This window comes from Streptomyces sp. Tu6071 (assembly GCF_000213055.1).
GTDB lineage: Bacteria > Actinomycetota > Actinomycetes > Streptomycetales > Streptomycetaceae > Streptomyces > Streptomyces evansiae.
Window position 1 is genome coordinate 6,470,456 of record NZ_CM001165.1, and the last position, 24,597, is coordinate 6,495,052.

Genomic DNA, 24,597 nt, shown 5'->3' on the forward strand with positions numbered 1-24,597 from the left:
CTCAGCATCATGGGTGCGGGGGGCCGCTGTCAACGGCGGCGGCCGTACCCGCTCCCGTACGCTGGGCCGGGTGCCGCAGATCCCGGAAACCGTGCAGGAACTCACCGTCGGACAGCTCTCCGCGCGCAGCGGGGCCGCCGTCTCCGCGCTCCACTTCTACGAGACCAAGGGGCTCATCACGAGCCGTCGCACCTCCGGCAACCAGCGCCGCTACTCGCGCGACATCCTCCGCCGGGTCGCCTTCGTCCGTGCCGCGCAGCGCGTCGGCATCCCCCTCGCCACGATCCGCGAGGCGCTCGCCGACCTGCCCGAGGAGCGCACCCCGACCGCGGAGGACTGGGCCCGTCTCTCGGAGCACTGGCGCACCGAGCTGGACGACCGCATCCGCCGCCTCCAGCTCCTGCGCGACCACCTCAGCGGCTGCATCGGCTGCGGCTGCCTGTCCCTGGAGACCTGCGTCCTCTCCAACCCGGACGACGTCTCCGGCGAGCGCATCACGGGGTCGCGGCTCCTCCAGTCGCGGCGCGAGGGCAAGTAGGGCGAGGCGGGGGAAGGGCCGGAGCCGGGAGCGAGGCGGACGGCCTATGCGCCCGCGTCTCCCGCCCGGAGCGAGTGGACCATGCTCGTGAGGGCCCGGAACGCGTCCGCCTGCTCGGCCTCGGTCATGCCGCCGAGCATGCGGACCTCGACGGACCGGACCGCCGCCGTCGCCTCCTCCAGGCTCTGCCGCCCGCGGGGCGTGAGCCGCGCGGGAAGCGCCTTCCCGTGCGGGGCCTGCGCGGGCCGCGTCACGTACCCCTCCCGCTCCAGGTTCTGGAGCAGGACGTTCATCGACTGCCGCGTCACGAACGCGCCGCGCGCCAGCTCCGAGTTCGACAGGCCCGGCCGCTGCGCGAGCAGTTCGAGGCACGAGTAGTGCGTCACCGTCATCCCGAGCGGTCGCAGCACCGCCTCCATGGCCGTGCGCAGCGCGCTCGACGCCTCTTTCAGCAAGTAGCCCAGTGACTTGTCCAGGTCGATGCCGGGACCCTTTTGACTCATGTCAGTAGTCTGACATACCGTGGCGTGTGTCAGGCATCTGACACGAATCGAAGGAGCCCCGCCATGCCCGCCACCGGTCCCGACTTCCTCTCGCTCCAGGTACGCGACCTCGACGTCGCGCAGGCGTTCTACGAGCGGTACCTCGGCCTCGTCCGCGCGCGGTCCGGGCCCCCGCACGCCGTCGTCTTCGAGACGAAGCCGATCGCGTTCGCGCTCCGCGACCTCGTTCCCGGCACGGATCTCGACTCCGTCCCCCAGCCCGGCGTCGGCGCCGCGATCTGGCTCCACGCCACCGGCGTCCAGGCCATCCACGACGCCCTCGCGGCGGACGGCCACACCATCGTCTCCGAGCCGGTCGACGGCCCCTTCGGCCGCACCTTCACCTTCGCCGACCCCGACGGCTACCGGATCACCCTCCACGACCGGGGCTGACCCGCGGGCCGGAGCGTTGGCGCCCGCGGCGTGTGGCCTGGCGGAGTCGGGGCGGCGGGGGCAGAGTGGGCGCGTCCCCGCAAGGCGCCCCGACGCGCGTCCCCGCACGGCGCCCCGACGCGCGTCCCCGCACGGCGCCCCGACGCGCGTCCCCGCACGGCGCCCCGACGCGCGTCCCCGCACGGCCCGCCCCGCGCGATTCACCCCCGCGCGCCCTCCCGCCACAGGAGCCCCGATGACCCCAGGCATTCCCCCCGCCCGCCCCGAGCGCCCCCCGCTGTTCCTCAGCGGTGTCGTCCTCGACGCGCCCGATCCGCAGGCGCTCGCCGGGTTCTACCAGCGCCTGCTGGGCTGGCCGTTGACGCAGCAGGAGGAGGGCTGGGCCAAGCTCGTGCCGGACGGGGGCGGTACGGGGATCTCCTTCCAGGCCGAGCCCGCGTACACCCCGCCCGTGTGGCCCGCCGAGCCCGGGGCCCAGCAGATGCAGGTCCATCTCGACTTCCAGGTCGAGGACCTGGCCGCCGCCGAGGCGCACGCGATCTCCTGCGGCGCCCGCCTCGCCGCGCACCAGCCGCAGGACGACGTCCGCGTCCTCATCGACCCGGTCGGCCATCCGTTCTGCGTGTTCCTGTAGCCGTACCTCACACCCCCACCAGCGCCCGCCCCTCCCCGCGCGCCCGCCGTACCGCCGCCGGGCTCAGCGCCGGGAGCGGGACCGTGATGCCGCAGCTCGCGCAGAGCGGCGCCACGTCCTCGCGCCACCGCAGCGCCCCGCTCCCGCACACCGGGCACCGCTCGCCCGGCTCCCGCTCCAGGGCCGCGATGAGCCGCCCGAGCACCTCGGGCAGCGGCGCGTCCGGGTGCGTGCCCGGGTCCGCGCACCACGCGATCCCGAAACCGCCCCACGTGCGCCGGTGCCAGTCGTCCACCGCGCCCGGCCGGCGCAGCCCCGCCCGCTTCTCGGCCCGCCGCCGGGCCGCGAAGGCCCGCTCGTAGGCGAGCCACACCTCGCGCGCCCGCTCCAGCTCGTCCACCGCGCCCCGCAGCCGCGCGGGATCGGGCGCGCGGTCCTCGGGGCCGAAGCCCCAGTGCGCGCACAAGTGGTCCCATGTGGCCCGGTGCCCGTAGGGGGCGAAGATCTCCAGGCACTTGCGCAGGCTCCAGCGCCGCAGTGCCAAATCCGCCCGCGGGTCGCGGGCCTGTCTCGCGAGACTCCGGAATCCGGCCATCAGCCCTGCACCTCCGTCATCCGTACCGGCACCGCTCCCGGGGTGCCGTCGTTCCGACGAGGCAGCCCCTCGTTCGGCTCCCTCGGGGAAGCGGCGGCTTTGCGACGATCCTGCGAACAGGTCCACCGACCCATCCCCCAACTGGGCGTACCGGCGGTAACCTCCCGCTCACCCTTATCGGGAGCTTCACCCTTGTCGGGAGCGATTGGAGCCAGGATGCGGAGCCGCACCCCCCACCACGGCCGTCTCGTCGGCCGCAGCTCGACGCACAACGCCCGTACCGCCTCAGCCGATACCACCGTCTCGTCCCGCGTCACCCGTACCACGAGAAGAACCACCACCTTCGTCGCCGCCGCCGTGTTCGCGCTCACCGCGGGCCTGTTGAGCCCGCTCGCGGCCGGGACCGCCGTCGCCGCCGGTGACCCGGACGACTACTGCGACCAGCAGTGCGCGGACATCCTGCCGCCGGGAACCAACGGCAACGCGACGCTCGCGGAGATCCTCGCCCACAAGGTCTTCGGCACCCAGCCCCAGCACGCCGAGGACCAGCTCGCCACCTATGACTCCCTGTCGTCCGGGTACCCCTCCCTCACGGACGCACAGCTCGGAAATTTCTTCGACGACGCCTCCTTCGGGGTGAGCAAGGCGGACACCGAGTCCGTGACCTCGCCGCGCGCCGACGTCACGATCACCCGCGACAAGAAGTACGGCATCCCGCACATCAAGGGCACGACGCGGTACGGCACCGAGTTCGGCGCCGGGTACGCGGCCGGCCAGGACCGCATGTGGCTCATCGACCTCTTCCGGCACATCGGCCGCGGCGAGCTGACCTCCTTCGCGGGCGGGGCGCTCGCCAACCAGGGCCTGGAGCAGGAGTTCTGGCCGCAGGCCCCGTACACCGAGGACGACCTCCAGAAGCAGGTCGACTACATCCGTTCCCACAACGGAGCGCGCGGCGAGCAGGCCATGGACGACGCGCAGGCGTACATCGACGGCCTCAACTCCTACCGCGAGAAGTCCAAGAAGGGCCGCTACTTCCCCGGCGAGTACGACCTCACGGGCAAGATCGATCCCATCACCAACGCCGGTGACATCGAGCCCTTCAAGGTCACCGACATGATCGCGCTCGCCTCCGTCGTCGGCGGCCTCTTCGGCAACGGCGGCGGCGGGGAGGTCGACCAGGCGCTCTCGCTGCTCTCGGCGCAGCAGAAGTACGGCGTCGAGAAGGGCACCCAGGTCTGGGAGTCCTTCCGCCAGCGCGACGACCCCGAGACCGTCTCCACGATCCACGACGGCACGGCCTTCCCGTACGCGGAGAAGCCGGAGAACGCCGCCGGGCTCGCGATGCCCGACTCCGGCTCGGTCACGAAGGAGCCCCTCCTCTTCGACCGCACCGGCAGCGCCGCGCAGGCGAAACCCGCGAAGGACCCGGTCGAGGCGCCGAAGAGCCTCAAGCCGCTGCAGGGCGTCTTCGACGACGGCGTCCTGCCGGCCGACCTGTTCTCCGGGGACGCGAGCAAGAAGGGCATGTCCAACGCCCTCCTCGTCTCCGGCAGGAAGACCGCGAGCGGCCACCCCGTCGCCGTCTTCGGCCCGCAGACCGGCTACTTCGCCCCGCAGTTGCTCATGCAGCAGGAACTCCAGGGCCCCGGCATCAGCGCGCGCGGCGTCTCCTTCGCGGGCGTCGGCATGTACATCCAGCTCGGGCGGGGCCAGGACTACTCGTGGTCCGCGACGAGCGCGGGGCAGGACATCACCGACACGTACGCGGTCGAGCTGTGCAACGCGGACGGCTCCGCGGCCACCAAGGACTCCACCGGCTACCGCTACCACGGCACCTGCACGCCGATGGAGAAGCTGGAGCGCGTCAATTCCTGGAACCCGACGCTCGCGGACTCCACCGCGAAGGGCTCCTACCGGATGCGGGTCTACCGCACCAAGTACGGCATCGTCACCCACCGCGCCACGGTCGGCGGCAAGCCCGTCGCCTACACCTCGCTGCGCTCCACGTACCGCCACGAGGCCGACTCCATCGTCGGCTTCCAGATGCTCAACGACCCCGGCTACGTCAAGGACGCCAAGAGCTTCCAGGACGCCGCGAGCCACATCGCGTACGCCTTCAACTGGTTCTACGCCGACTCGCGCGACATCGCCTACTACAACTCGGGCTCCAACCCCGTGCGCGCCGCCCACGTGGACGGCACCTTCCCGGTCAAGGCCGAACCCGTTTACGAGTGGAAGGACTTCGACCCCACCGACAACACCTCGGCCCTCACCCCGCCGGAACAGCACCCCCAATCCGTCAACCAGGACTACTACGTCTCCTGGAACAACAAACAGGCCAAGGGCTACACGGCCGCCAACCCGAGCCTCGGCTCCGTGCACCGCGCCGACCTGCTCGACGACCGCGTCAAGGCGCTCACGGACAAGGGCGGCGTCACGCGCGCCTCGCTCACCCGCGCCATGGCCGACGCGGCCGTCGCCGACCTGCGCGGCGAGGACGTCCTGCCGACGCTCCTGAAGGTGATCCGCAGCCGGCCCGTCACCGACCCCCAACAGGCGGCGGCGGTCCAGCAGCTGGAGTCCTGGCTCGACGACGGGGCACGGCGCAAGGAGACCTCCAAGGGCTCCAAGGCGTACGGGCACAGTGACGCCGTGCGGATCATGGACGCGTGGTGGCCGCGGCTCGTCGAGGCCGAGTTCAAGCCGGGCCTCGGCGACGGCCTCTACTCCTCGCTCACCGCGCTCCTCACCGTCGACGAGTCCCCCTCGGCCGCGCACGGCCCGACCGGGGCGCACGCCGGCTCCTCCTTCCAGTACGGCTGGTGGGGCTACGTCTCCAAGGACCTGCGCGCCGTGCTCGGCGACAAGGTCGAGGGCCCGCTCGGCGCGAAGTACTGCGGCGCGGGCGACCTGAGCGCCTGCCGGACGACGCTCCTCACGACGCTCGCGCAGGCCGCCGCCGTCCCCGCCGACCAGGTCTATCCCGGGGACGACTCCTGCAAGGCGGGCGACCAGTGGTGCTCGGACGCGATCATCCACCGCGCGCTGGGCGGCATCACGCACGCTCCCTTCCAGTGGCAGAACAGGCCCACCTACCAGCAGGTCGTGGAGTTCCCGCGACACCGCTGAGGCATGCCTGAGGCAGGCCGGTACGGCTGAGACACGGCCGGTACGGGGGAGGGGCGGCGCCCTACGCGGGCGCCGCCCCGACCGGGCGGGCCACCAGGGCGCCGCCCCGACCCGTACCCGCCGTGTCACCTGTACAGGAGGTACTTCCGCCGCGTCCGCCGGAAGCGCGCCAGCTCCGCCGCCCACGCCGCCGTGATCGTGTCCGGGTCCGCCCCCGCGTCGACCATCTTCCGCACGGTGGCGGAGCCGCTCAGGCGGTCGATCGCCAGGTCCTCGCGCCAGGCGAAGTCCGGCCACACCTTCTTCGCCGTCACGAGCAACCCGATCCCGGTCCGTACCGGCTCGAAGACCTCGCGGTCCGTGACGTGCACCTGCACCCCGCCGATCGTCTCGCCCGTGAATTTCGAGAACGACGGCGCGAAGTACGCCTCCCGGAAGCGCACACCGGGCAGCCCGAGCGCGTTCGCCTCCGCGGCCCAGCGGGCGTCGAGGCCCTTCGCGCCGAGGAGTTCGAAGGGCCGCGTCGTGCCGCGCCCCTCGGAGAGCGTCGTGCCCTCGAACAGGCACGTGCCCGGGTAGACGAGCGCCGTGTCCGGGGTCGGCATGTTCGGGCTCGGCGGCACCCACGGCAGCCCGCTCGCGTCGTAGAAGTCCGTACGCCGCCAGCCCCGCATCCGCACCGTCTCCAGGCGCACGGGCTTCGCCAGGAACTCCCCGTTGAAGAGCCCGGCCAGCTCCGCGACCGTCATCCCGTGCTGCTGCGCGATCGGCTCGCGCCCCACGAAGCTCGCGAACTCCTTGTGCAGCACGGGCCCGTACGCGTCCCTGCCGCCCAGCGGGTTCGGCCGGTCGAGCACCACGAACCGCTTCCCCGCGAGCGCCGCCGCCTCCATGCAGTCGTACAGGGTCCAGATGTACGTGTAGAAGCGCGCCCCCGCGTCCTGGATGTCGAACACGACCGTGTCCACGCCCGAGGCCGTGAAGATGTCCGCGAGCGCCTGACCGCTCTTCAGGTACGTGTCGTAGACGGGCAGCCCGGTCGCCGGGTCCGTGCTCTTCCCCTCCGAACCGCCCGCCTGCGCCGTGCCCCGGAAACCGTGCTCGGGTCCGAAGACCGCCGTGAGCCGCACGCGCGGCTCGGCGTGCAGGACGTCCACGAGGTGGCGCAGGTCCCGCGTCACCCCCGTCGGATTGGTGACGAGACCGACCGTTCTGTCCGCGAGCAGTCGGTAGCCGTCCTCCGCGAGGACCTCGAAACCGGTACGGGTGCCGCGCGGCGCGGCGACGGCGGGGGAGCCGAGCGCCGGGACGACCGCACCCGCTCCCGCGAGCCCGCCCGCCGCCAACAGCCCTCTTCTGGACAGGTTCATGCCATGCCTTCCAAGATCGCCGGGTACGCGTGTGCCCCGCACGCTAACCCCTGGCACCGCGCGTGACCATGCCTGCCGCGCTCCTGTCGCACCCCTTCCCCACGACATACCGACTGGTTAGTCTGCCCGGAAAGGAACGCCGTCGAAGCCGAGTCGAAGGAGACCCGCTCGTGGAATCCCTGAAGGACGCCGCCGTCGTCGTGACCGGCGCGGGAGCCGGGATCGGCGCGGCGCTCGCCCGCCGGTTCGCCGCCGAGGGCGCGCGGGTCGCCGTCAACGACCGCGACCCCGAACGCGCGGCGGCCGTCGCCGAGGAGATCGGGGGGCTCGCCGTCCCCGGCGACGCCTCGACCGTCGCGGGCGCGGCCCGCGAGGCCCTCGGCGGGCGCGTCGACGTCTACTGCGCCAACGCGGGCGTCGGCGACCCCGGCACCGAGGCCGCCCCGGCCCAGGCGTGGGCCCGCGCCTGGGACCTCAACGTCATGGCCCACGTCCGCGCCGCCGACACCCTGCTCCCCGAGTGGCTGGAGCGCGGCAGCGGGCGCTTCGTCTCGACCGTCTCCGCCGCCGGGCTCCTCACCATGATCGGCTCGGCCCCCTACAGCGTCACGAAGCACGGCGCCCTCGCCTTCGCCGAATGGCTCTCCGTCACGTACCGCCACCGCGGCCTGCGCGTCCACGCCGTGTGTCCCGAGGGCGTCCGTACGGAGATGCTCGACGCGGCCGGGAGCGCGGGCGACCTCGTCCTGCGCCCCACCGCCGTCGAGCCCGCGGCCGTCGCCGACGCGCTCCTCGCCGCGATGGCCGAGGACCGCTTCCTCGTCCTCCCGCACCCGGGCACCGCCGCCTACTACCGCGCCCGCGCCACCGACCCGGACGCCTGGCTCACCTCCATGAACCACCTCCAGCAGAAGTGGGAGGCCCAGCGGTGACCACCTCCCCCTACGCGGCGAAGCCCTGGCTCGGCGTCCTCGACGAGGCCCAGCGGCAGCCCGTGAGCCCGCCGCACTCGACCGTCCACGCCTTCCTCGCCGTCGCCGCCGCGCACCCGGAGCGCACCGCGCTCGCCTACTTCGACGGCCGCCTCGGCTACGCCGAGACCGAGGCCCTGTCCGCCTCCGTCGCGGGGCACCTCGCCGCGCGCGGCATCCGCCCCGGCGACCGCGTCGCGCTCATGCTCCAGAACACCCCGCACTTCGTCCTCGCGCTCCTCGGCGCCTGGCGCGCGGGCGCCGTGGTCGTGCCCGTCAACCCGATGTACACGACGGGCGAGGTGCGGCACGTCTTCGGCGACGCGGGCGTGAGCGCCCTCATCTGCTCCGACCGGGCCTGGGAGAAGTACCTGCGCGAAGCCGTCGAGGGCGGCCCCGTGCGCTTCGCGCTCACCGCCGACGAGCACGGCTTCCAGACCCGCGAGGATTCCCGCGTCCTCACCTGGGAGCCGCTGCCGTGCCCCGCGGACACCGAGGACCTGGAGGCCGTCGCCCGCGCCGGGCACGCCGCCCCCGACCTCGTCCTCCCCGGCGGCGCCGACACCGCCCTCATCAGCTACACCTCGGGCACGAGCGGCACGCCCAAGGGCGCCACCAACACGCACGCGAACATCGCCTACAACGCCGAGCGGCAGCGCACCGGCTCCGGCATCCCCGAAGGCGCGGGCTACTTCGCGCTCGCACCGCTCTTCCACATCACCGGCATGGTGTGCGAACTCGCCGCGTGCCTCTTCAACGCCGGCACGCTGATCCTCACCTACCGCTTCGAGCCCGGCACCGTGCTCGACGCCTTCACCGAGCACCGCCCCGTCTACACCGTCGGCCCCGCGACCGCCTTCATGGCCCTCGCGGCCCGCCCCGAGGCGAGCCGGGACCACTTCGCCTCCTTCACCTACCTCGCCTCCGGCGGCGCCCCGCTCCCGCCCGCCCTCGTCGACGGCTTCGCGGACCGCTTCGGCCCCTACCTCCACAACGGCTACGGCCTCACCGAGTGCACCGCCCCCTGCGCCTCCGTGCCCCCGGGCCGCCGCGCCCCCGTCGACGAGGAGTCCGGCACCCTCGCGGTCGGCGTGCCGGGGCCCGAGACCGTCGTGCGCATCCTCGACGACGAGGGCCGCGAGGTCCCGTTCGGCACGAGCGGCGAGATCGTCGTGAGCGGTCCCCAGGTCGTCCCCGGCTACTGGCAGCGCCCCGAGGCGACCACCGAGACCTTCCCGGACGGCGAACTGCGCACCGGGGACATCGGCATCATGGACGCGGACGGCTGGCTCTATGTCGTCGACCGCAAGAAGGACATGATCAACGCCTCGGGCTTCAAGGTCTGGCCGCGCGAGGTCGAGGACGTCCTCTACACCCACCCCGGCGTGCGCGAGGCGGCCGTCGTCGGCGTCCCCGACTCCTACCGGGGCGAGTCCGTCAAGGCGTACGTGAGCCTGCGCCCCGGCAGCCCGGCGGACGCCGCCGCGCTCGTCGCGTACTGCCGCGAGCGCCTCGCCGCGTACAAGTACCCGCGCGAGGTCGAGATCCTGCCGGAGCTGCCGAAGACGACGAGTGGGAAGATTCTGCGGCGGGAACTGCGTTCCCGCTAGAACGAGCGGGAACGGAACGCGAAAGGCGGCGGCAGCGGTGGCCAGGACGACGGAGGGGGACGGCACCCCCGTGCCCCAGCGGCTGCTCGCCGCCGCGACGCGGCTCTTCGCCGAGCAGGGCTACGACCGCACCTCGGTGCAGGAGATCGTGGAGGCGGCGGGGGTCACCAAGGGCGCCCTCTACCACTACTTCGGGTCGAAGGAGGACCTCCTCCAGGAGGTCTACGCCCGGGTCCTGCGCCTCCAGCAGCAGCGCCTCGACACGTACGTGAACGCGGACGGGCCGGTCGCCGACCGCCTGCGCGCCGCCGCCGCCGACGTGGTCGTCACCACGATCGACAACCTGGACGACGCCGCGATCTTCTTCCGCTCGATGCACCACCTGAGCCCGGAGAAGAACAAGGAAGTACGCGCCGAGCGCCGCCGCTACCACGAACGCTTCCGCGCCCTCGTCGAGCTGGGCCAGCGCGAGGGCGTCTTCTCCACGGCGACCCCCGCCGACCTGGTGGTCGACTACCACTTCGGCTCGGTCCACCACCTCGCCACCTGGTACAAGCCGGGCGGCCCGATGGGCCCCCAGGAGGTCGCGGACCACTTGGCGGACCTGCTCCTGAGAGCACTGCGGCCGTAGCGAAAATCCAGCAAGTTCACCGCCTCCAAGCCCGTCCGGTGTTTGAGAACACCGCGCGTAGCGCGAGAGGGCCGCACCACATCCCGGCCGGCACCGCCTGTAAGCCCGTCCGGCGCTTGAGGACACCGTGCGCAGCGCGAAAGGGGCCCGCCCCGTAAGGGGCGGACCCCACGGCCCGGGTTCACCCGAACCGTTTCAGCTCCCTCCGCGCGAGCGACCGCTGATGCACCTCGTCCGGCCCGTCCGCGAGCCGCAGGGTCCGGGCGGCGGCCCACAGCTCGGCGAGCGGATAGTCCTGGCTCACCCCGCCCGCCCCGTACAACTGCACCGCCTTGTCGAGGATCCCCACCACCGTCCGGGGCGTCGCGATCTTGATCGCCTGGATCTCGGTGTGCGCCCCCTTGTTCCCCACCGTGTCCATGAGCCACGCCGTCTTCAGCACGAGCAGCCGCAACTGCTCCACGGCGACGCGCGCGTCCGCGATCCACTCGCCCACGACGCCCTGGGCGGCGAGCGGCTTCCCGAAGGCCGTACGGGAGACCGCGCGCTCGCACATGAGGTCGATCGCCCGCTCGGCCATCCCGATGAGCCGCATGCAGTGGTGGATGCGCCCCGGCCCGAGCCGCGCCTGCGCGATCGCGAAGCCGCCGCCCTCCTCGCCGACCAGGTTCTCGGCGGGGACCCGCGCGTGGTCGAAGACGACCTCCGCGTGGCCGCCGTGGGCGTGGTCCTGGAAGCCGTACACCGACATCGCGCGTCGCACCTCGACGCCCGGCGTGTCGCGCGGGACGAGGATCATCGACTGCTGGCGGCGGGGGTCGGGCCCGTCCGGGTCCGTCTTGCCCATCACGATGAAGATCGCGCAGTCCGGGTTCATCGCCCCGGAGATGAACCACTTGCGGCCCGTGACGACGTACGCGTCGCCGTCGCGCTCGACGCGCGTCTCGATGTTCGTCGCGTCCGAGGAGGCCACGTCCGGCTCGGTCATCGCGAAGGCGGAGCGGATCTCGCCCGCGAGCAGCGGCTCCAGCCACCGCTTCCGCTGCTCCTCGGTGCCGAACTGGTGGAGCACCTCCATGTTGCCCGTGTCGGGCGCGGCGCAGTTCGTCGCGAGGGGCGCGAGGTGCGGGCTGCGCCCGGTGATCTCGGCGAGCGGCGCGTACTGGAGGTTCGTCAGCCCGGCCCCGTACGCGCTGTCCGGGAGGAACAGGTTCCACAGGCCCTGCCGCCGTGCCTCGGCCTTCAGCTCCTCGACGACGTCCGTCGTGCGCCAGGGCGAGTCGAGCGCGGCGCGGCGCGCGGCGTCGGTCCTCTCGGCCGGGTAGACGTGCGCGTCCATGAAGGCGAGCAGCCTCGCCCGCAGTTCCTCGGTACGCGCGTCGAAAGCGAAGTCCATGGATCAGCCCTCCTTGAGGGTGGTGAGGCCGTGGTGCAGGAAGACGGGGACGAGTTCGCCGATGCGGTCGAAGCCCGCGCCGACTGTCTGCCCGCGTGTGAAGCGGTAGTGGATGCCCTCCAGGATCACGGCGAGCTTGAACCAGGCGAAGGCCGTGTACCAGGACAGCGCCGTCACATCGCGGCCCGAGCGGGCCGCGTACCGCTCGATCAGCTCGCCGGGCAGCGGGTGCCCCGGGGCGGACGCGCTCGTCGAGACCGGCGAGCCCGGCAGCTCCAGCGGCGTGCTGTACATCGCGAGGAGGCCGAGGTCGGTCAGCGGGTCGCCGAGCGTGGACATCTCCCAGTCCAGCACGGCCGTGATGCGGTCGTCCGCGTCCACGAGGACGTTGTCGAGCCGGTAGTCGCCGTGCACGACGGTCGGCGCGGGGGAGCGGGGCAGCCGGGCCGCCAGCGCCTCCTGGAGCTGGTCGATCCCCGGCAGCTCGCGGCTGCGCGAGGCGTCGAGCTGCTTCGCCCAGCGGCGCAACTGCCGCTCCAGGAAGCCGTCCGGGCGCCCGAAGTCTCCGAGCCCCACCGCCCCGGGCTCCACGGCGTGCAGGTCCACGAGCGTGTCCACGAGCGAGAGCACCGTGGCGCGCGTGCGCTCCGGGCCGAGCCCGGCGAGCTGGCCGGAGGTGCGGTACGGGGTGCCCTCGACGAAGTCCATGACGTAGAAGGGAGCCCCGAGCACCGCTTCGGCGGCCTCGCCCTCGCACAGCAGCACCGTCGGCGGCACCGGCACAGGCGTCCCCGCGAGCGCCGTCATGACGCGGTACTCGCGGCGCATGTCGTGCGCCGTCGCGAGCACGTGGCCGAGCGGCGGGCGGCGCACGACCCAGCGGCGCTCCCCGTCCGTCACCGCGTACGTCAGATTGGACCGGCCGCCCTCGATGAGCCGTGCCCGCAGCGGGCCCGCCACGAGACCGGGCCGCTCCCGGTCCAGGTACGCGCGCAGCCGCCCGGGGTCCAGGCCCGGCGGGGGGTCCTCACTCATGCTCGACTCCTTCACTTGCTTCGAGGCCGGGGCCTCGGGGTCCGGGATCATCATGCCGACTAGTCGGTATGTCGTCCAGGGGTGGGGGCGGGCAGCCGCGTGATCCGTCCCACGGGCCCGTACGGGACGGGCGTCAGCACACCTGCCCGAGCAGCGCGTCGAGCCGTGCCGCCTGCGCTCGCACCGTGCCGCGCGGGTTGCGCGGGCGCGCCGGGTCGTCGCGCGTGAGCATGAGCAGCCAGACGAGGGCGATGAGCCGCCTGCACTCCAGGAGCCTGACCCGCTCGCCCGCGTCCAGCGGCACGAGACCGAGGAACTCCTCGGCGTCGAAGGCCGTGCCCGGATCGACCCACGAGCCGACGTGCTCGGTGATCTCGGCGAGTTCGAAGGCCCGGTCGCTGCGGCCCGACTCCTCGAAGTCGACGACGCGCACCCGCTCCCCGTCCCACAGGAAGTTGGCGAGGTTCCCGTCGCCCTGCCCGAGCACCGGTTCGAGCCCCGCCTCCTCGGCGACCGCCGGCCACGGCCGCTCCAGCCACCGCATCCCCTCGGCGAGCACGGCGGCCACGCCGGGCTCGCGCGCGGCGGGGGTGCGGCGCGCGTACCACTGCCGGATCTGCGCCGTGGCCTCCGCCCGTCCCGCGCGGCGCTCGGGCAGCGCGGCGGCGGCAGCGGGGGGTACGGCGTCGAGCAGCCGGGCCACGGAGTCCGCGAGCGCCACGAGCGCGGGGCCCGCGACGGGGGTGCCGCGCAGGGGCTCGCCGGGCAGCCGGGACATCACGAGGTCCGGGTGCCTGCCCGGCGTCCGGCGCAGCGGGCGCGGGGCGAGGCCGGGCGCGTGCCGCTGGAGCAGGACGAGTGCGCGCCACTCCCGCTCGGCGGGTTCCGCCTGCGTGTCGTGGTACCGCTTGGTCACCTCGTCGGTGCCGAGGCGGAGTTCATGTGTGTGCCACCGGGGCGTCGTGCGCCGTACCCGTACCGTCACACTGTCAGAGGATCACAGGAACGGCCGCGAGCGCCAGGGTTCCGGCGCAGCAGGCGGCGAGAAGTGCGTACCGGGGCGAGAGGGCGGCCGGACGCGGCACGGCGAGGGCCCGCGCGCGCCGCGTCGCGAGGACGAAGAACAGCAGGACGGGGACGACGCCGGCCGCCCACACGAGCGGCACCCCGTGCGCGAGCGCGGCCTTGAGCGCGAGGACCCCGGCGACGGTCGCGGAGAGCACGGTACGGCGCCAGGCGAGGCGGGTCCGCTCGGGCTGGAGCCCGGGATCGCGCGGGGGACCCGTGCCGTTCCCCGCGCCCGTCCCGCTCACCCCGCGAGCCCGAAGACCACGACGACGACCATCACGACGGCGACCGCCGCGATGACGAGGCCGAGCAGCACGGGGAAGCGCGTCACGGGCAGGTCCTCGCCGCGCCGCATCGCGCGCTCGCAGCGCAGCCAGTGCACGACCGCGCGCAGCGCGCACAGCACGCCGCAGCCGAGCAGCGCGAGCGCGAGCCCGACGCGCCACCCCCAGCGCAGGTCGGGGAGGAACTGGTCGACGGCGAAACCGCCGCCCACGAGGGCGAGCGAGGTGCGCAGCCAGGCGAGGAACGTGCGCTCGTTGGCGAGCGAGAAGCGGTAGTCCGGCGTCTTGCCCTCATGGGTGACACGGGCGGGGGAGAGGAGGCGCCGCAGCGGGCCCTCCCGTCGCTCAGCGGCCATCGTGCGCGCGCAGCCGGTGGTACGCGGCGAGGCCGTCGGGCACCCAGGGCCACTCCCCGATCCTGGCGGCCAGCTCCTCGTCCGTGACGAAGTCGTGCCAGGCGACCTCCTCGGCCTGCGGCGCGACGGGCAGCGCGCACCGCACGTCGTAGACGGCCGACCACCACGATCCGGCCGAGGCGTCCTCGTACAGGAAGCGGAAGAGCGGTACGGGCCGGTCGAGCCCGCTCACCCCCAGCTCCTCCTCCGCCTCGCGCAGCGCGGCCTCGTCGTAGGACTCGCCGGCCCCCACGACACCGCCGACGAACATGTCGTAGTGCGAGGGGAAGACGAGCTTGCCGGGCGTCCTGCGGTGCACGAAGACCCGCCCCCGCTCGTCCCTGACCCGGATGAACACGCACCGGTGCCGCAGGCCCCGCGCGTACACGTCCCCGCGCCGCGCCCGCCCGGTCACCCGGTCGTCGAGGTCGACGACGTCGAGGATCTCGTCGGCGGGATCGGCGGGGGTCCGGTGCGCGTGAGCCATGGAGCCATCCAACCACCGCGCGCGGGGGCGGGTGCGGAGAGGGCGGCCGGTACGGGCCCCGTGCCGGGGCTCGGCCGCCCTTGCGCCCGGGACCGCCCGCCGCGTCGGGGGCCCCGCGCACGCGACGACCTGCCTACTGCCCCATGACGTACTTCACCGTCGGCCCGGTCGTCCAGCCGCCGTCCACGGCCAGCTCGGCCCCCGTCACGTACGAGGCGGCGTCGGAGAGGAGGAAGAGCACGGCCTGCGCGATCTCGTCGGGCCCGCCGACGCGGCCCATCGGGGTGTTCGGGTAGTTGCCCTCGCCCTCCCGGATGCCGGTCGCGGCCGTCATCGGGGTGTACGTCATGCCGGGGTGCACCGAGTTCACGCGCACGCGGTCGGTGCCCAGCTCGACGGCCGCGACCTTGCTCAGGCCCCGTACGCCCCACTTCGACGCGCCGTAGCTGGAGGTCAGCGCGAGGCCCATGAGCCCGGCGGCCGAGGAGATGTTGACGATCGAACCGCCGCCCGCCTCCTTCATGGCCGGTATGACGGTGCGCATCCCGATGAAGACGCCCGTCAGGTTGATGTCGATCACCTTGCGGAAGTGCTCGACGCTCTCGGTCTCCAGCGGCTGCCCGGTCGAGACGCCCGCGTTGTTGACGAGCCCGTGCACCCCGCCGAACTCCTCCTTCGCGTACGCGACGACGCGCTGCCAGTCGGCCTCGGACGTCACGTCGAGGTGCTGGTAGCGGGCGGCTTCGCCGAGCGCGGCGGCCGTCTCCTCGCCCTCCGCGTCGAGTACGTCGGCGAGGACGACGCGCGCCCCTGCCTCGACGGCGCGCCGCGCCGCCTGCGCGCCGAGTCCCCGGGCGCCGCCGGTGACGATGACGGTCCTGCCGCTGAGGTCGTGCTTCTCGTTCATGGTGCTTTCCTTCGGGTGGTGCGTGATCGGGCGGTCGCCGATCAGGTGGTGGGGTCCGGCCCGGGGCCGGGCGCGGGTGCCGTCAGGACGGCGAGGCTCGTGCCCGCCAGGTCGGCGAGGAACAGCTCCTCGTCCGTGAGCGGCGCCGTCCCGGCCAGGTACTGCCCCGCCCGGTCCGCGAGGGCGGCGCCGACGAGGGTGAGGACGAGGTCGGTGCGCTCCAGGCGCAGCGGCCGGGGCAGCGCGGGCAGGCAGTCGCCGAGCCGCACGATGAGCCGCCAGTACGCGGTCCCGGCGAGCGTCGGGTGCGGCACCCCCGTCCTGACGCCGCTCTCGTGGCTGAGCTGCGCCGAGATCCGCAGTCCGCGCAGCCCCCGGGTGCTCCCCAGCTCGCTCGCCTCGGCCCGGACGAGCGCGGTGAGGAGCCGCCGGGCCGTCGCGGGAGTGTCGGGGGCGGTCGTCCCGGGCGAGCCGTCCGCCGCGAGGAGCCCGGCGAGCACGCGCTCGGTACGGTCCTGACGCGCGGCCATGACCGCGTCGAGCAGGCCCGCGCGCGAGCCGAAGTGGTACTGCACGGCCGAGGGGTTCCCCTGCCCCGCGAGGCGGACGACGTCGCGGAGCTGCGCGCCGTGCACGCCCTGCTCGGCGAAGACCTCCTCGGCCGCGCGGATCAGCTTCTCCCGCGTGGACGGACCCTGCTCGCTCGCTGTTCTCCGTGGCATGCCCGCCATGTTAATACTGGCCATTATTAAAAGCGAACGTGTGCGGGGTCCCGGTTCCCGGGAGGACTCCCGCTCAGCCCGGTTGCAGGTCCTTCTCCGGCTGCGGCGGCTCCGGCTTCCCCGAGGGCATCGCGGGGTGCCGCCCCAGGAGCACGATCCCCACCACGATCGCCGCGAGCCCCGCCGCCTCGCCCGCGAGCGCCCCCGCGTCCATGCGGAGCCGGTCGCCGAGGAAGCCCACCCCGCACACGATCCCGGCGAGCGGCTGGGTCGCCGACAGCGCGGGCAGCGAGGTGCGCAGCGGACCCGCCTCGAAGGCGCTCTGCACGAGGACGAGGCCGCTCACGCCGAGCGCCACGACGACGTACGGCTCCCACGTCAGGAGGAGCGCCCCGAAGCCGCCCTCGCCGAAGACCTCGCCGCTCACCCGGGTGAGGGCGTCCTGCACCCCGTACAGCAGCCCCGCCCCCGTGGCGAGGAGCGCGGGCGCGGCGTTGAGGCGGGAGCGGCGCGCGTACGCGGCGAGGAGCAGCGCGATCCCGAGCATGAGCCCGATGATGAGCCAGCGCCGCAGCGGATCGGTGATCGCGTCGCCGCCGCGCGGGCGCCCCGCGAGGATGAACGCGGCGACGCCGCCGGTGAGCAGGATGAGCCCGCTCCAGCCCTGGCGGCCGAGCGGCTGTCCCGTCTGCCAGCGCGAAAGGCCCATCGCGAAGAGGAGGTTGGTGGCGAGGAAGGGCTCGACGAGGGAGATCTCGCCGTCCCCGAGCGCGAGCGCGCTGAGGACCATGCCCGCGACCATGAGCCCGATGCCCGCGAGCCAGCGCGGCTTGCGGACCAGGACGAGGAGGATGCGCGGCGAGAGGAAGTCGCCGGGCGGCGCGTGCTGCGCGGCGTTCTGCTGGAAGACGAAGCCCGTGCCCAGGCAGAAGGCGGCGGCCACCGCCAGGACCAGGACCAGTACCGACACGTCGCGCACCTCAACACCGGGTGGGGGGTGGCTGCCCGGGGCCGGGCGACGACGGGAGTGCGACGGCAGGCCCCGGCCGACGATATCGCCCCGTCGCCCGTTTCGCCCGACGGGTACCCGCTTCCGGACGGTTGACGCGGGGTCTTCCGGACGGTTGACGCGACCCGGTGGCGCGGCCAGGATCTGACGGGAACTGACTCACCGGTAACCCGCGCGGAGCAGGCGGGACGCGCCGCCCCGTGCGGATGCCCGCGCGCGGGCCTCACAGGACAGGAAGAGCCGCATGGCCTACGACGCGGACGTCATCGTGATCGGCGGGGGACTCGCAGGCCTCGCGGCGACCGCCGAACTCGCCGACGCGGGGCGCAAGGTGATCCTCCTCGACCAGGAGCCCGAGCAGTCGCTCGGCGGCCAGGCGCACTGGTCCTTCGGCGGGCTCTTCCTCGTCGACTCGCCCGAGCAGCGCAGGCTGCGCATCCGCGACAGCCGCGCGCTCGCGCTCCAGGACTGGATGGGCACGGCGGGCTTCGACCGCGAGGAGGACCTGTGGCCGCGCCGCTGGGCCGAGGCGTACGTCGACTTCGCGGCCGGGGAGAAGCGCGCGTGGCTGCACAGGATGGGGGTGCGGCTCTTCCCCGTCGTCGGCTGGGCGGAGCGCGGCGGCTACGACGCGGGCGGCCACGGCAACTCCGTACCGCGCTTCCACATCACGTGGGGCACGGGCCCCGGGCTGCTCGCGCCCTTCGTGCGGCGCGTGCGCGAGGCCGCGGCGCGGGGGCTCGTCGAGTTCCGCTTCCGGCACCGCGTCACGGGGCTCGGGCGGAGCGCGGGCAGCGTGGACACGGTGAGCGGCGAGATCCTGGAGCCGTCGGGGGTCGCGCGCGGCACCGCGAGCAGCCGCACCGTGACGGGCTCCTTCGAACTGCGCGCGCAGGCGGTGATCGTCACGACGGGCGGCATCGGCGGCAACCACGACCTCGTCCGCGCGGCGTGGCCGGCCCGGCTCGGCACCCCGCCCGAGAAGCTGCTCTCGGGGGTGCCCGCGCACGTCGACGGGCTCATGCTCAAGGTCGCGGGCGACGCGGGCGGGCACCTCATCAACGGCGACCGAATGTGGCACTACACCGAGGGCATCCAGAACTGGAACCCGATCTGGGCCAGGCACGGCATCCGCATCCTGCCGGGGCCCTCCTCGCTGTGGCTCGACGCCGAGGGCAGCCGCCTGCCCGTCCCGCTCTTCCCCGGCTTCGACACGCTCGGCACCCTCGACCACATCATGAGCACGGGCCACGGCTACACGTGGTTCGTCCTCAACCAGCGCATCATCGGCAAGGAGTTCACGCTCTCGGGCTCCGAGCAGAACCCGGACCTCACGGGCAAGTCCGTGCGCGGCGTCGTCGAGCGGGCCCGCGCCGCGGTCCCCGGCCCGGTCAAGGCGTTCATGGACCACGGCGCGGACTTCGTCGTGGAAAAGGACCTCGGGGCGCTCGTACGGGGCATGAACGCGCTCACCGACAAGCCCCTCATCGAGGAGGAGGCCCTGCGCCGGGTCCTCGTCGAGCGCGACCGCGAGATCGCCAACCCCTTCACGAAGGACCTCCAGGTCACGGCGATCCGCGGCGCCCGCAAGTTCCTCGGCGACCGCCTCATCCGCGCCGCGGCCCCGCACCGCCTTCTCGACCCGGCGGCGGGCCCGCTCGTCGCGGTGAAGCTGCACATCCTGACCCGCAAGTCCCTCGGCGGCCTGGAGACCGATCTCTCCTCCCGTGTCCTCACCGAGGCGGGCGACCCGCTCCCCGGCGTCTACGCGGCGGGCGAGGCGGCGGGCTTCGGGGGCGGCGGCGTCCACGGCTACCGCTCCCTGGAGGGCACCTTCCTCGGCGGCTGCCTCTTCTCGGGCCGCACGGCGGGCCGGGCGGCGGCGAAGGCCGTGTCCTGAGCGGACGGCGGTACGGGCCGCGCGCGCCGTACGCGTGAGGGGCGGGCCCGTACCTCCGGGCCCGCCCCTCACGCGCGTACCTCCGGCGCCGCTACAACACCAGCGACAGCAGCAGGACCATCACCAGGCCCATCACCGACAGGATCGTCTCCATGAACGACCACGTCTTGACGGTCTGGCCCACGTCGAGGCCGAAGTAGCCCTTCACGAGCCAGAAGCCCGCGTCGTTGACGTGGCTGAAGAAGAGCGAGCCCGCGCCGATCGCGAGGACCATGAGTGCCACGTGCGTCGTGGACATGCCGTCGGCGAGGCCCGAGGCGAGACCGGCGGCGGAGACCGTCGCGACGGTCGCGGAGCCGGTCGCGAGGCGGATGATGACCGCGATGAGCCAGGCGAGCAGGAGCGCCGGGACGGACCAGTCCTTGGAGATGTCCAGGATCATCTGGCCCACGCCCGCGTCCACGAGCACCTGCTTGAAGCCGCCGCCCGCGGCGACGATGAGGAGCACGCCCGCGATCGGCATGAGCGACTTCTCGACGGTCTCGGAGAGCCGGTCCCGCGTGAACCCGGCCGCGCGGCCGAGCGTGAAGAGGCCGAGGAGGCAGGCCACGAGGAGGGCGAACATCGGGTTGCCGATGACGTCGAAGACGCGCTGCGTCAGGTCGGCCGGGTCGTCGATGATGATGTCGACGATCGCCTTGAGCAGCATGAGGACGACCGGCAGGAGCAGCGTCGCGACGGTGGCGAAGAAGCCGGGGGTCTTCTCCAGGTCGTCGCTCGCGCGCTTCGGCGTCATCGCCTCGGGGGCCTTCACGTCGACCCAGCGGGCCGCGTACCGCGCGAAGAGCGGGCCCGCGACGATCACCGAGGGGATCGCGACGACGATGCCGAGCGCGAGCGTGATGCCGAGGTTGGCGTGGAGGGCGTCGACGGCGACGAGCGGGCCGGGGTGCGGCGGAACGAGACCGTGCATGACGGAGAGGCCGGCGAGCGCCGGGATGCCTATTCGCATGAGCGAGTAGTTGCCGCGCTTGGCGACCATGAGGACGACCGGGATCAGCAGCACGATGCCGACCTCGAAGAAGATCGGCAGACCGATCACGGCCGCGATGAGCACCATGGCCCACGGCATCTTCTTCGGGCTCGCCTTGTCGATGATCGTGTCCACGATGCGGTCGGCGCCGCCGGAGTCGGCGAGGAGCTTGCCGAGGATCGAGCCGAGCGCGATGAGCACGCCGGTGCTGGCCACGGTCGAGCCGAGGCCCGTGGTGAAGCTGGTGATCGCCTTGTCGAGCGGGGCACCGGCCACGGCGCCGAGCACGAGCGCGCCGATCGTCAGCGCCAGGAAGGCGTGAAGCTTGAACTTCGCGATGAGGACGACGATGACGGCGATGCCGAGAACGACGGCTATCCCGAGCTGGGCGTTGCCCGCCGAGGTGATCGGCTCGGCGTCCGCTGCCAGCATCTCGACGCTGAGACTGGTCACGGTCATTTCCTTGGGGGGAGTGGGGATGGGGAGGTGTGGGGGAGGGGCGGGTCAACCCGTGGGGGGAAGTCGTCCCGGGGCACGGTGCGCTCGGTCAGGGCGCGGGTTCGGGGGCGGGCGCGGAGGCCGGGGGCCGAAGGGCCGCGACGGCGCGCGCCGCGATCTCCTCGGGGGTGCCGCGCACGTCGACCTCGACCCCGCTCTCGTCGGGGCCGAGCGGCTGGAGCGTCGCGAACTGCGAGTCCAGGAGCTTGGTCGGCATGAAGTGGCCCTGACGGTGCCCCATGCGGTCCTCGATGAGCGCCCGGTCCCCGGTGAGGTGGAGGAAGACGAGCCCGGGGGCCTCGGCGCGCAGCCGGTCCCGGTAGGAGCGCTTGAGCGCGGAGCAGCTGACCACTCCGCCCCGGTCCGCCCGTCCGTGCGCCCAGCGTCCGATGGCGTCCAGCCACGGGGCGCGGTCCGCGTCGTCGAGCGGGGTCCCGGCGCTCATCTTGGCGATATTGGCCGGGGGGTGGAAGTCGTCGCCCTCGGCGTACGTGACGCCGAGCTGTGCGGCCACGAGTGGCCCGATGGTCGTCTTGCCGGTTCCGGCGACGCCCATCACCACGACGACAGGGGGGGTGCTCATCGCTGCCTCGTTGTCCTTCGCTGTCTTCTTCGACCTCGTCTGTGCACGCAACTGAAACCCATACGTCATACTTATTCAAGAGGGTGTGACGTAAAAGTCTTACGTATTGCGGAGTGCGCAACGCACCGTACCCTGAGCGCATGACATCGCAGGACGGGGGCCTCCACGGCCGCGTACTCGACCACCTGGGCAAAGCCATCACGGGGGGCGAGTACCCGCCGGGCAGCGTGCTGCGCGGCGACGCCCTCGCCGAGCGCTTCGAGGTCTCGCGCTCGGTGATCCGCGAGGCGATCCGGGTCCTGGAGGCGATGCGTCTCGTCAGCTCACGCCGCCGCGTCGGCGTCACGGTCCGCCCCATCGAGGAGTGGAACGTCTACGACCCGAGCGTCATCGCCTGGCGCCTCGCGGGCGCCGACCGGCCCCGCCAGCTCCGCTCCCTGACGGTCCTGCGCTCCGCCGTCGAACCGATCGCGGCCGGGCTGGCGGCCCGCAACTGCACCCCCGAGGAGTGCGCCGCGCTCACCGAGGCGGCCCTCGGCATGGTCGCCACCTCGCACGGACGGCGCCTGGAGGCGTACCTCGTGCACGACGTCGAGTTCCACCGCATCGTGCTGACCGCCTCGCGCAACGAGATGTTCGCGCGCCTCGGCGACGTCGTCGCCGCGATCCTCACCGGCCGCACCCGCCACCAGGTCATGTTCGAGGACCCCGACCCGGCCGCCGTGACCCTGCACGTGCAGGTCGCCGAGGCGGTACGGGCGAGGGACGCGGCCCGCGCGGAGGCGCTGACGCGCGAGATCACGGTGGGCGCGCTCCACGAACTGGACGTGCTGGCCCCCTGAGCGTCACCCCGCCCCGGGCGCGCGCTCAGTCCAGGAAGTCCCCGTCCACGTACACCCACTCCCCGCCCACGCGCGTGAAGCGGCTCCGCTCGTGGAGCGCGCCGGGGGTGCCGCCCTCGCGGTAGCGGGCGCGGAAGGTGACGGTGCCGTCCTGGTGGAAGGCGGAGCCCCGTTCGCTCGCCTCGATCTCCAGGCCCTCCCAGCGCGTCCCGCCGCCGAGCCCGATCACGGGCGGGCACGTGTCCGGGTGCCAACTGCGCCGCAGATACGCCTCGTCGCCCACGACGAAGGCGCTGTACCTGGCCCGCATGAGGTCCTCGGCCCGCGCGGCGACCCCGCCCGCGTGCAGCTTCCCGCAGTGCTCCGGGTACGGGGCGGGGCTGCCGCAGGGACAGGCGGCGGGGGCGGTACGGGACGCCGCGGGGGCGCTGCGGGGTGCTCGACGACGGGCCATGCCGCCCATTGTGCCGGGTGCGCGCCGGACGCCCGCCGCGTGGCTAGGCGGGCCAGGAGTCGCGCAGCCACTGGTCGAACGTGGTCGGCCCGATCGTCGCGCCGCGCGGCGCGGTCAGCTCCCGGCCGGGGACGGCCGCGAAGAGCCCGGCGTCCTCGTCGGTCACGACGGCCCGCCCGTCGGGGTGCAGGGCGAGTACGTGCCGGGCGAGGTCGTCGAGGGCGAAGGACTCGGGCCCCGCGAGAGCGGCGCGGGCCCGTGTCGGCGGCCCGAGCACGACCTCCACGAGCAGGTTCACGACGTCCGTCACGGCGACGGGCTGGAGCGGAGTGGGCGGCAGCCGTACGACGCCGCGTTCCGTCGTCCAGTCCATGACCTCGGGGATGAACTCGTGGAACTGCGTGGCCCGCAGCACCGACCACGGGACGCCGGAGTCGGCGAGCGCCTGCTCCTGGTACGCCTTCGCGGCGTAGTAGGGGACCTGGGGCACCTCGTCGCAGCCCACGATGGAGAGCACGACGAAGTGCCCGACGCCCGCGGCGCGACCGGCCTCGACCATGTGGCGCATGGCCTGCTCCTGGAAGTCGCGGGCGCTCTCGTCGTACGCGGGCGGTGTCGACACGTCGACGCACGCCTCGCAGCCCTCAAGCCCCTCGCGCAGCCCTTCGCCGGTCATGACATCGACCCCTGTGGACCGCACGAGGGCGACGCCCTGGTGCCCGGCCGCCTGGAGATGCGCGATGAGCCGCGAGCCGATGCGGCCCGTGCCGCCGATGACACCGACCTTCATAACGGCTCCCTCCGCGGGGTGACGTGCTCTTCCACGCTAAATCCCCCGTGACGGCTCCGCCTCCCGGGGCGGAGCCGTCACGACACGCCGCCGCGCGGCGGGATCACTCGCCCCGGTCCGCCGACGTCACGTTCCAGGCCGAGATCACGGGCCTCCCGTGCTCCGTCCCCAGCCGGCTCAGCGAGCCCACGTCCAGCCGGAAGAGCGCCCCGGCCGACACGTCCAGGCCGAGCCTTCGGGCGGTGAGCGCCCGCAGGAAATGCGCGTGCGCGACCAGCACCACATCGCCGCCCTCGCCGTCCAGGTCCGCGTCGCGCAGCGCCTTGTCGACCCGCGCGAGGACGCGGTCGGCCCGCTCGCTGACCTGCTTCGGCGTCTCGCCCGGGTGCTCGGCGGGCCCCTCGTCGACCCCGTCGCGCCACAGGTCCCAGTCGGGCCGCTCCTGGTGGATGCGCGCCGTCGTCACGCCCTCGTACGCCCCGTAGTCCCACTCGTGCAGCTCCGGGTCCGTGAACGTGTCGCCCAGCCCTGCGAGCCGCGCCGTCCGCACGGCCCGCAGCATCGGGCTCGTGACGGTGAGCGCGATCCTGCGCCGGGCGAGCAGCGGCGCGAGGGACCTCGCCTGCTCCTCGCCGCGCGCCGTGAGCGGCAGCTCCGTGTAACTCGTGTGCTTGCCGGTCAGGCTCCACGCGGTCTCGCCGTGCCTGACCAGGATCACTTCACCCATGGGGTCACTCCTTGCTCGTACCCTGCAACCCTGCCACCACGTGCCCCATTC

26 protein-coding genes are annotated in these 24,597 nt (G+C 73.4%); 9 read left to right on the forward strand and 17 right to left on the reverse strand.

The features are described 5' to 3' along the window. Positions 1-70 precede the first annotated feature (70 nt). Positions 71-538 (forward strand): redox-sensitive transcriptional activator SoxR, encoded by a 468-nt coding sequence (soxR, locus tag STTU_RS27385; protein ID WP_029396988.1) that lies wholly within the window; start codon positions 71-73, stop codon positions 536-538. Between the two features lie 44 nt (positions 539-582). On the opposite strand, the gene STTU_RS27390 is transcribed toward soxR, so the two are convergent. Then, positions 583-1,041 (reverse strand): MarR family winged helix-turn-helix transcriptional regulator, encoded by a 459-nt coding sequence (locus STTU_RS27390; protein WP_007828876.1) that lies wholly within the window; start codon positions 1,039-1,041, stop codon positions 583-585. Between the two features lie 63 nt (positions 1,042-1,104). On the opposite strand from STTU_RS27390, the gene STTU_RS27395 reads away from it, so the two are divergent. Together STTU_RS27395 and STTU_RS27400 are read left to right on the forward strand one after the other, a co-directional pair. After that, positions 1,105-1,473, forward strand: coding sequence for a VOC family protein (locus STTU_RS27395; RefSeq protein WP_043256504.1), 369 nt, complete (start codon positions 1,105-1,107; stop codon positions 1,471-1,473). 235 nt (positions 1,474-1,708) lie between these two features. Next, positions 1,709-2,107, forward strand: coding sequence for a VOC family protein (locus STTU_RS27400; RefSeq protein WP_007828881.1), 399 nt, complete (start codon positions 1,709-1,711; stop codon positions 2,105-2,107). A 7-nt stretch (positions 2,108-2,114) separates the two neighbouring features. On the opposite strand, the gene STTU_RS27405 is transcribed toward STTU_RS27400, so the two are convergent. Further along, entirely contained in the window at positions 2,115-2,702 is a 588-nt protein-coding gene (locus tag STTU_RS27405) for a hypothetical protein (RefSeq protein ID WP_010271402.1), read from the reverse strand. A gap of 216 nt (positions 2,703-2,918) precedes the next feature. Here STTU_RS27405 and STTU_RS27410 point away from each other — a divergent pair, with 216 nt between their 5' ends. Beyond that, the gene (locus STTU_RS27410) at positions 2,919-5,834 is read left to right on the forward strand and encodes a penicillin acylase family protein (protein ID WP_007828887.1); all 2,916 of its coding nucleotides are present in this window, start codon (positions 2,919-2,921) and stop codon (positions 5,832-5,834) included. A 125-nt stretch (positions 5,835-5,959) separates the two neighbouring features. Here STTU_RS27410 and STTU_RS27415 read toward each other — a convergent pair whose 3' ends face one another. Beyond that, positions 5,960-7,204 carry an exo-beta-N-acetylmuramidase NamZ domain-containing protein gene (locus tag STTU_RS27415; protein WP_043256506.1) on the reverse strand — a complete coding sequence of 415 codons (1,245 nt, stop codon included), beginning with the start codon at positions 7,202-7,204 and terminating at the stop codon, positions 5,960-5,962. Between the two features lie 170 nt (positions 7,205-7,374). On the opposite strand from STTU_RS27415, the gene STTU_RS27420 reads away from it, so the two are divergent. The 3 genes from STTU_RS27420 to STTU_RS27430 are packed head-to-tail and all read left to right on the forward strand — an operon-like array spanning position 7,375 to position 10,416. Next, positions 7,375-8,136, forward strand: coding sequence for an SDR family oxidoreductase (locus STTU_RS27420; protein WP_043256508.1), 762 nt, complete (start codon positions 7,375-7,377; stop codon positions 8,134-8,136). Then, a complete protein-coding gene (locus tag STTU_RS27425) occupies positions 8,133-9,785 on the forward strand; it encodes a class I adenylate-forming enzyme family protein (RefSeq protein WP_043256509.1) in 1,653 nt (550 codons plus the stop codon). The genes STTU_RS27420 and STTU_RS27425 overlap by 4 nt, the downstream gene beginning before the upstream one ends. 37 nt (positions 9,786-9,822) lie before the next feature. Then, entirely contained in the window at positions 9,823-10,416 is a 594-nt protein-coding gene (locus STTU_RS27430) for a TetR/AcrR family transcriptional regulator (protein WP_007828900.1), read from the forward strand. Between the two features lie 181 nt (positions 10,417-10,597). Here the strand turns inward: STTU_RS27430 and STTU_RS27435 are convergent, their stop codons facing one another. The 9 genes from STTU_RS27435 to STTU_RS27475 all read right to left on the reverse strand — a co-directional run bounded on the left by STTU_RS27435 (position 10,598) and on the right by STTU_RS27475 (position 17,689). Next, positions 10,598-11,812, reverse strand: coding sequence for an acyl-CoA dehydrogenase family protein (locus STTU_RS27435; RefSeq protein ID WP_007828903.1), 1,215 nt, complete (start codon positions 11,810-11,812; stop codon positions 10,598-10,600). Positions 11,813-11,815: 3 nt separating this feature from the next. Then, positions 11,816-12,901 (reverse strand): phosphotransferase family protein, encoded by a 1,086-nt coding sequence (locus tag STTU_RS27440; protein WP_007828905.1) that lies wholly within the window; start codon positions 12,899-12,901, stop codon positions 11,816-11,818. 79 nt (positions 12,902-12,980) lie between these two features. Continuing rightward, entirely contained in the window at positions 12,981-13,832 is an 852-nt protein-coding gene (locus STTU_RS27445) for an aminoglycoside phosphotransferase family protein (protein WP_007828906.1), read from the reverse strand. Between the two features lie 4 nt (positions 13,833-13,836). Further along, positions 13,837-14,160, reverse strand: coding sequence for a DUF202 domain-containing protein (locus STTU_RS27450; protein WP_043256511.1), 324 nt, complete (start codon positions 14,158-14,160; stop codon positions 13,837-13,839). Further along, on the reverse strand, positions 14,157-14,555 hold the full coding sequence (locus STTU_RS27455; protein ID WP_043256513.1) for a YidH family protein: 399 nt from the start codon (positions 14,553-14,555) through the stop codon (positions 14,157-14,159). The genes STTU_RS27450 and STTU_RS27455 overlap by 4 nt, the downstream gene beginning before the upstream one ends. Next, positions 14,545-15,081 carry an NUDIX domain-containing protein gene (locus STTU_RS27460; protein ID WP_007828913.1) on the reverse strand — a complete coding sequence of 179 codons (537 nt, stop codon included), beginning with the start codon at positions 15,079-15,081 and terminating at the stop codon, positions 14,545-14,547. The genes STTU_RS27455 and STTU_RS27460 overlap by 11 nt, the downstream gene beginning before the upstream one ends. A 133-nt stretch (positions 15,082-15,214) precedes the next feature. Next, the gene (locus STTU_RS27465) at positions 15,215-15,988 is read right to left on the reverse strand and encodes an SDR family oxidoreductase (RefSeq protein ID WP_007828918.1); all 774 of its coding nucleotides are present in this window, start codon (positions 15,986-15,988) and stop codon (positions 15,215-15,217) included. A gap of 41 nt (positions 15,989-16,029) precedes the next feature. Then, positions 16,030-16,710, reverse strand: a complete 681-nt coding sequence (locus tag STTU_RS27470; RefSeq protein ID WP_007828920.1) for a TetR/AcrR family transcriptional regulator — start codon at positions 16,708-16,710, stop codon at positions 16,030-16,032. Between the two features lie 73 nt (positions 16,711-16,783). Next, entirely contained in the window at positions 16,784-17,689 is a 906-nt protein-coding gene (locus STTU_RS27475; RefSeq protein WP_007828922.1) for a DMT family transporter, read from the reverse strand. A gap of 274 nt (positions 17,690-17,963) precedes the next feature. Here STTU_RS27475 and STTU_RS27480 point away from each other — a divergent pair, with 274 nt between their 5' ends. Next, the gene (locus tag STTU_RS27480) at positions 17,964-19,619 is read left to right on the forward strand and encodes an FAD-binding dehydrogenase (RefSeq protein ID WP_007828923.1); all 1,656 of its coding nucleotides are present in this window, start codon (positions 17,964-17,966) and stop codon (positions 19,617-19,619) included. A gap of 91 nt (positions 19,620-19,710) precedes the next feature. Here the strand turns inward: STTU_RS27480 and STTU_RS27485 are convergent, their stop codons facing one another. Continuing rightward, a complete protein-coding gene (locus STTU_RS27485; RefSeq protein WP_037931667.1) occupies positions 19,711-21,105 on the reverse strand; it encodes a GntP family permease in 1,395 nt (464 codons plus the stop codon). 94 nt (positions 21,106-21,199) lie between these two features. Beyond that, the gene (locus STTU_RS27490; RefSeq protein ID WP_043256517.1) at positions 21,200-21,733 is read right to left on the reverse strand and encodes a gluconokinase; all 534 of its coding nucleotides are present in this window, start codon (positions 21,731-21,733) and stop codon (positions 21,200-21,202) included. Between the two features lie 140 nt (positions 21,734-21,873). Here STTU_RS27490 and STTU_RS27495 point away from each other — a divergent pair, with 140 nt between their 5' ends. Then, a complete protein-coding gene (locus STTU_RS27495) occupies positions 21,874-22,575 on the forward strand; it encodes a FadR/GntR family transcriptional regulator (protein ID WP_007828926.1) in 702 nt (233 codons plus the stop codon). Between the two features lie 25 nt (positions 22,576-22,600). Here the strand turns inward: STTU_RS27495 and STTU_RS27500 are convergent, their stop codons facing one another. From STTU_RS27500 to STTU_RS27510, 3 genes are all read right to left on the reverse strand, one after another. Next, complete coding sequence (locus STTU_RS27500; RefSeq protein WP_078519055.1) at positions 22,601-23,038, reverse strand: YchJ family protein; 438 nt, start codon at positions 23,036-23,038, stop codon at positions 22,601-22,603. Positions 23,039-23,072: 34 nt separating this feature from the next. After that, positions 23,073-23,819: an SDR family oxidoreductase gene (locus tag STTU_RS27505; protein WP_007828928.1), complete on the reverse strand. Its 747-nt coding sequence runs from the start codon at positions 23,817-23,819 to the stop codon at positions 23,073-23,075. Between the two features lie 103 nt (positions 23,820-23,922). Then, a complete protein-coding gene (locus STTU_RS27510) occupies positions 23,923-24,546 on the reverse strand; it encodes a histidine phosphatase family protein (protein WP_007828929.1) in 624 nt (207 codons plus the stop codon). Positions 24,547-24,597 lie beyond the last annotated feature (51 nt).

Bases quoted from the DNA above. Each gene is read 5' to 3' on its own strand.
- STTU_RS27390 (WP_007828876.1), bottom strand. From the start codon at position 1,041: ATGAGTCAAAAGGGTCCCGGCATCGACCTGGACAAGTCACTGGGCTAC.
- STTU_RS27395 (WP_043256504.1), top strand. From the start codon at position 1,105: ATGCCCGCCACCGGTCCCGACTTCCTCTCGCTCCAGGTACGCGACCTC.
- STTU_RS27400 (WP_007828881.1), top strand. From the start codon at position 1,709: ATGACCCCAGGCATTCCCCCCGCCCGCCCCGAGCGCCCCCCGCTGTTC.
- STTU_RS27405 (WP_010271402.1), bottom strand. From the start codon at position 2,702: ATGGCCGGATTCCGGAGTCTCGCGAGACAGGCCCGCGACCCGCGGGCG.
- STTU_RS27410 (WP_007828887.1), top strand. From the start codon at position 2,919: ATGCGGAGCCGCACCCCCCACCACGGCCGTCTCGTCGGCCGCAGCTCG.
- STTU_RS27415 (WP_043256506.1), bottom strand. From the start codon at position 7,204: ATGAACCTGTCCAGAAGAGGGCTGTTGGCGGCGGGCGGGCTCGCGGGA.
- STTU_RS27435 (WP_007828903.1), bottom strand. From the start codon at position 11,812: ATGGACTTCGCTTTCGACGCGCGTACCGAGGAACTGCGGGCGAGGCTG.
- STTU_RS27440 (WP_007828905.1), bottom strand. From the start codon at position 12,901: ATGATGATCCCGGACCCCGAGGCCCCGGCCTCGAAGCAAGTGAAGGAG.
- STTU_RS27455 (WP_043256513.1), bottom strand. From the start codon at position 14,555: ATGGCCGCTGAGCGACGGGAGGGCCCGCTGCGGCGCCTCCTCTCCCCC.
- STTU_RS27460 (WP_007828913.1), bottom strand. From the start codon at position 15,081: ATGGCTCACGCGCACCGGACCCCCGCCGATCCCGCCGACGAGATCCTC.
- STTU_RS27465 (WP_007828918.1), bottom strand. From the start codon at position 15,988: ATGAACGAGAAGCACGACCTCAGCGGCAGGACCGTCATCGTCACCGGC.
- STTU_RS27470 (WP_007828920.1), bottom strand. From the start codon at position 16,710: ATGCCACGGAGAACAGCGAGCGAGCAGGGTCCGTCCACGCGGGAGAAG.
- STTU_RS27480 (WP_007828923.1), top strand. From the start codon at position 17,964: ATGGCCTACGACGCGGACGTCATCGTGATCGGCGGGGGACTCGCAGGC.
- STTU_RS27490 (WP_043256517.1), bottom strand. From the start codon at position 21,733: ATGAGCACCCCCCCTGTCGTCGTGGTGATGGGCGTCGCCGGAACCGGC.
- STTU_RS27495 (WP_007828926.1), top strand. From the start codon at position 21,874: ATGACATCGCAGGACGGGGGCCTCCACGGCCGCGTACTCGACCACCTG.
- STTU_RS27500 (WP_078519055.1), bottom strand. From the start codon at position 23,038: ATGGGCGGCATGGCCCGTCGTCGAGCACCCCGCAGCGCCCCCGCGGCG.
- STTU_RS27505 (WP_007828928.1), bottom strand. From the start codon at position 23,819: ATGAAGGTCGGTGTCATCGGCGGCACGGGCCGCATCGGCTCGCGGCTC.
- STTU_RS27510 (WP_007828929.1), bottom strand. From the start codon at position 24,546: ATGGGTGAAGTGATCCTGGTCAGGCACGGCGAGACCGCGTGGAGCCTG.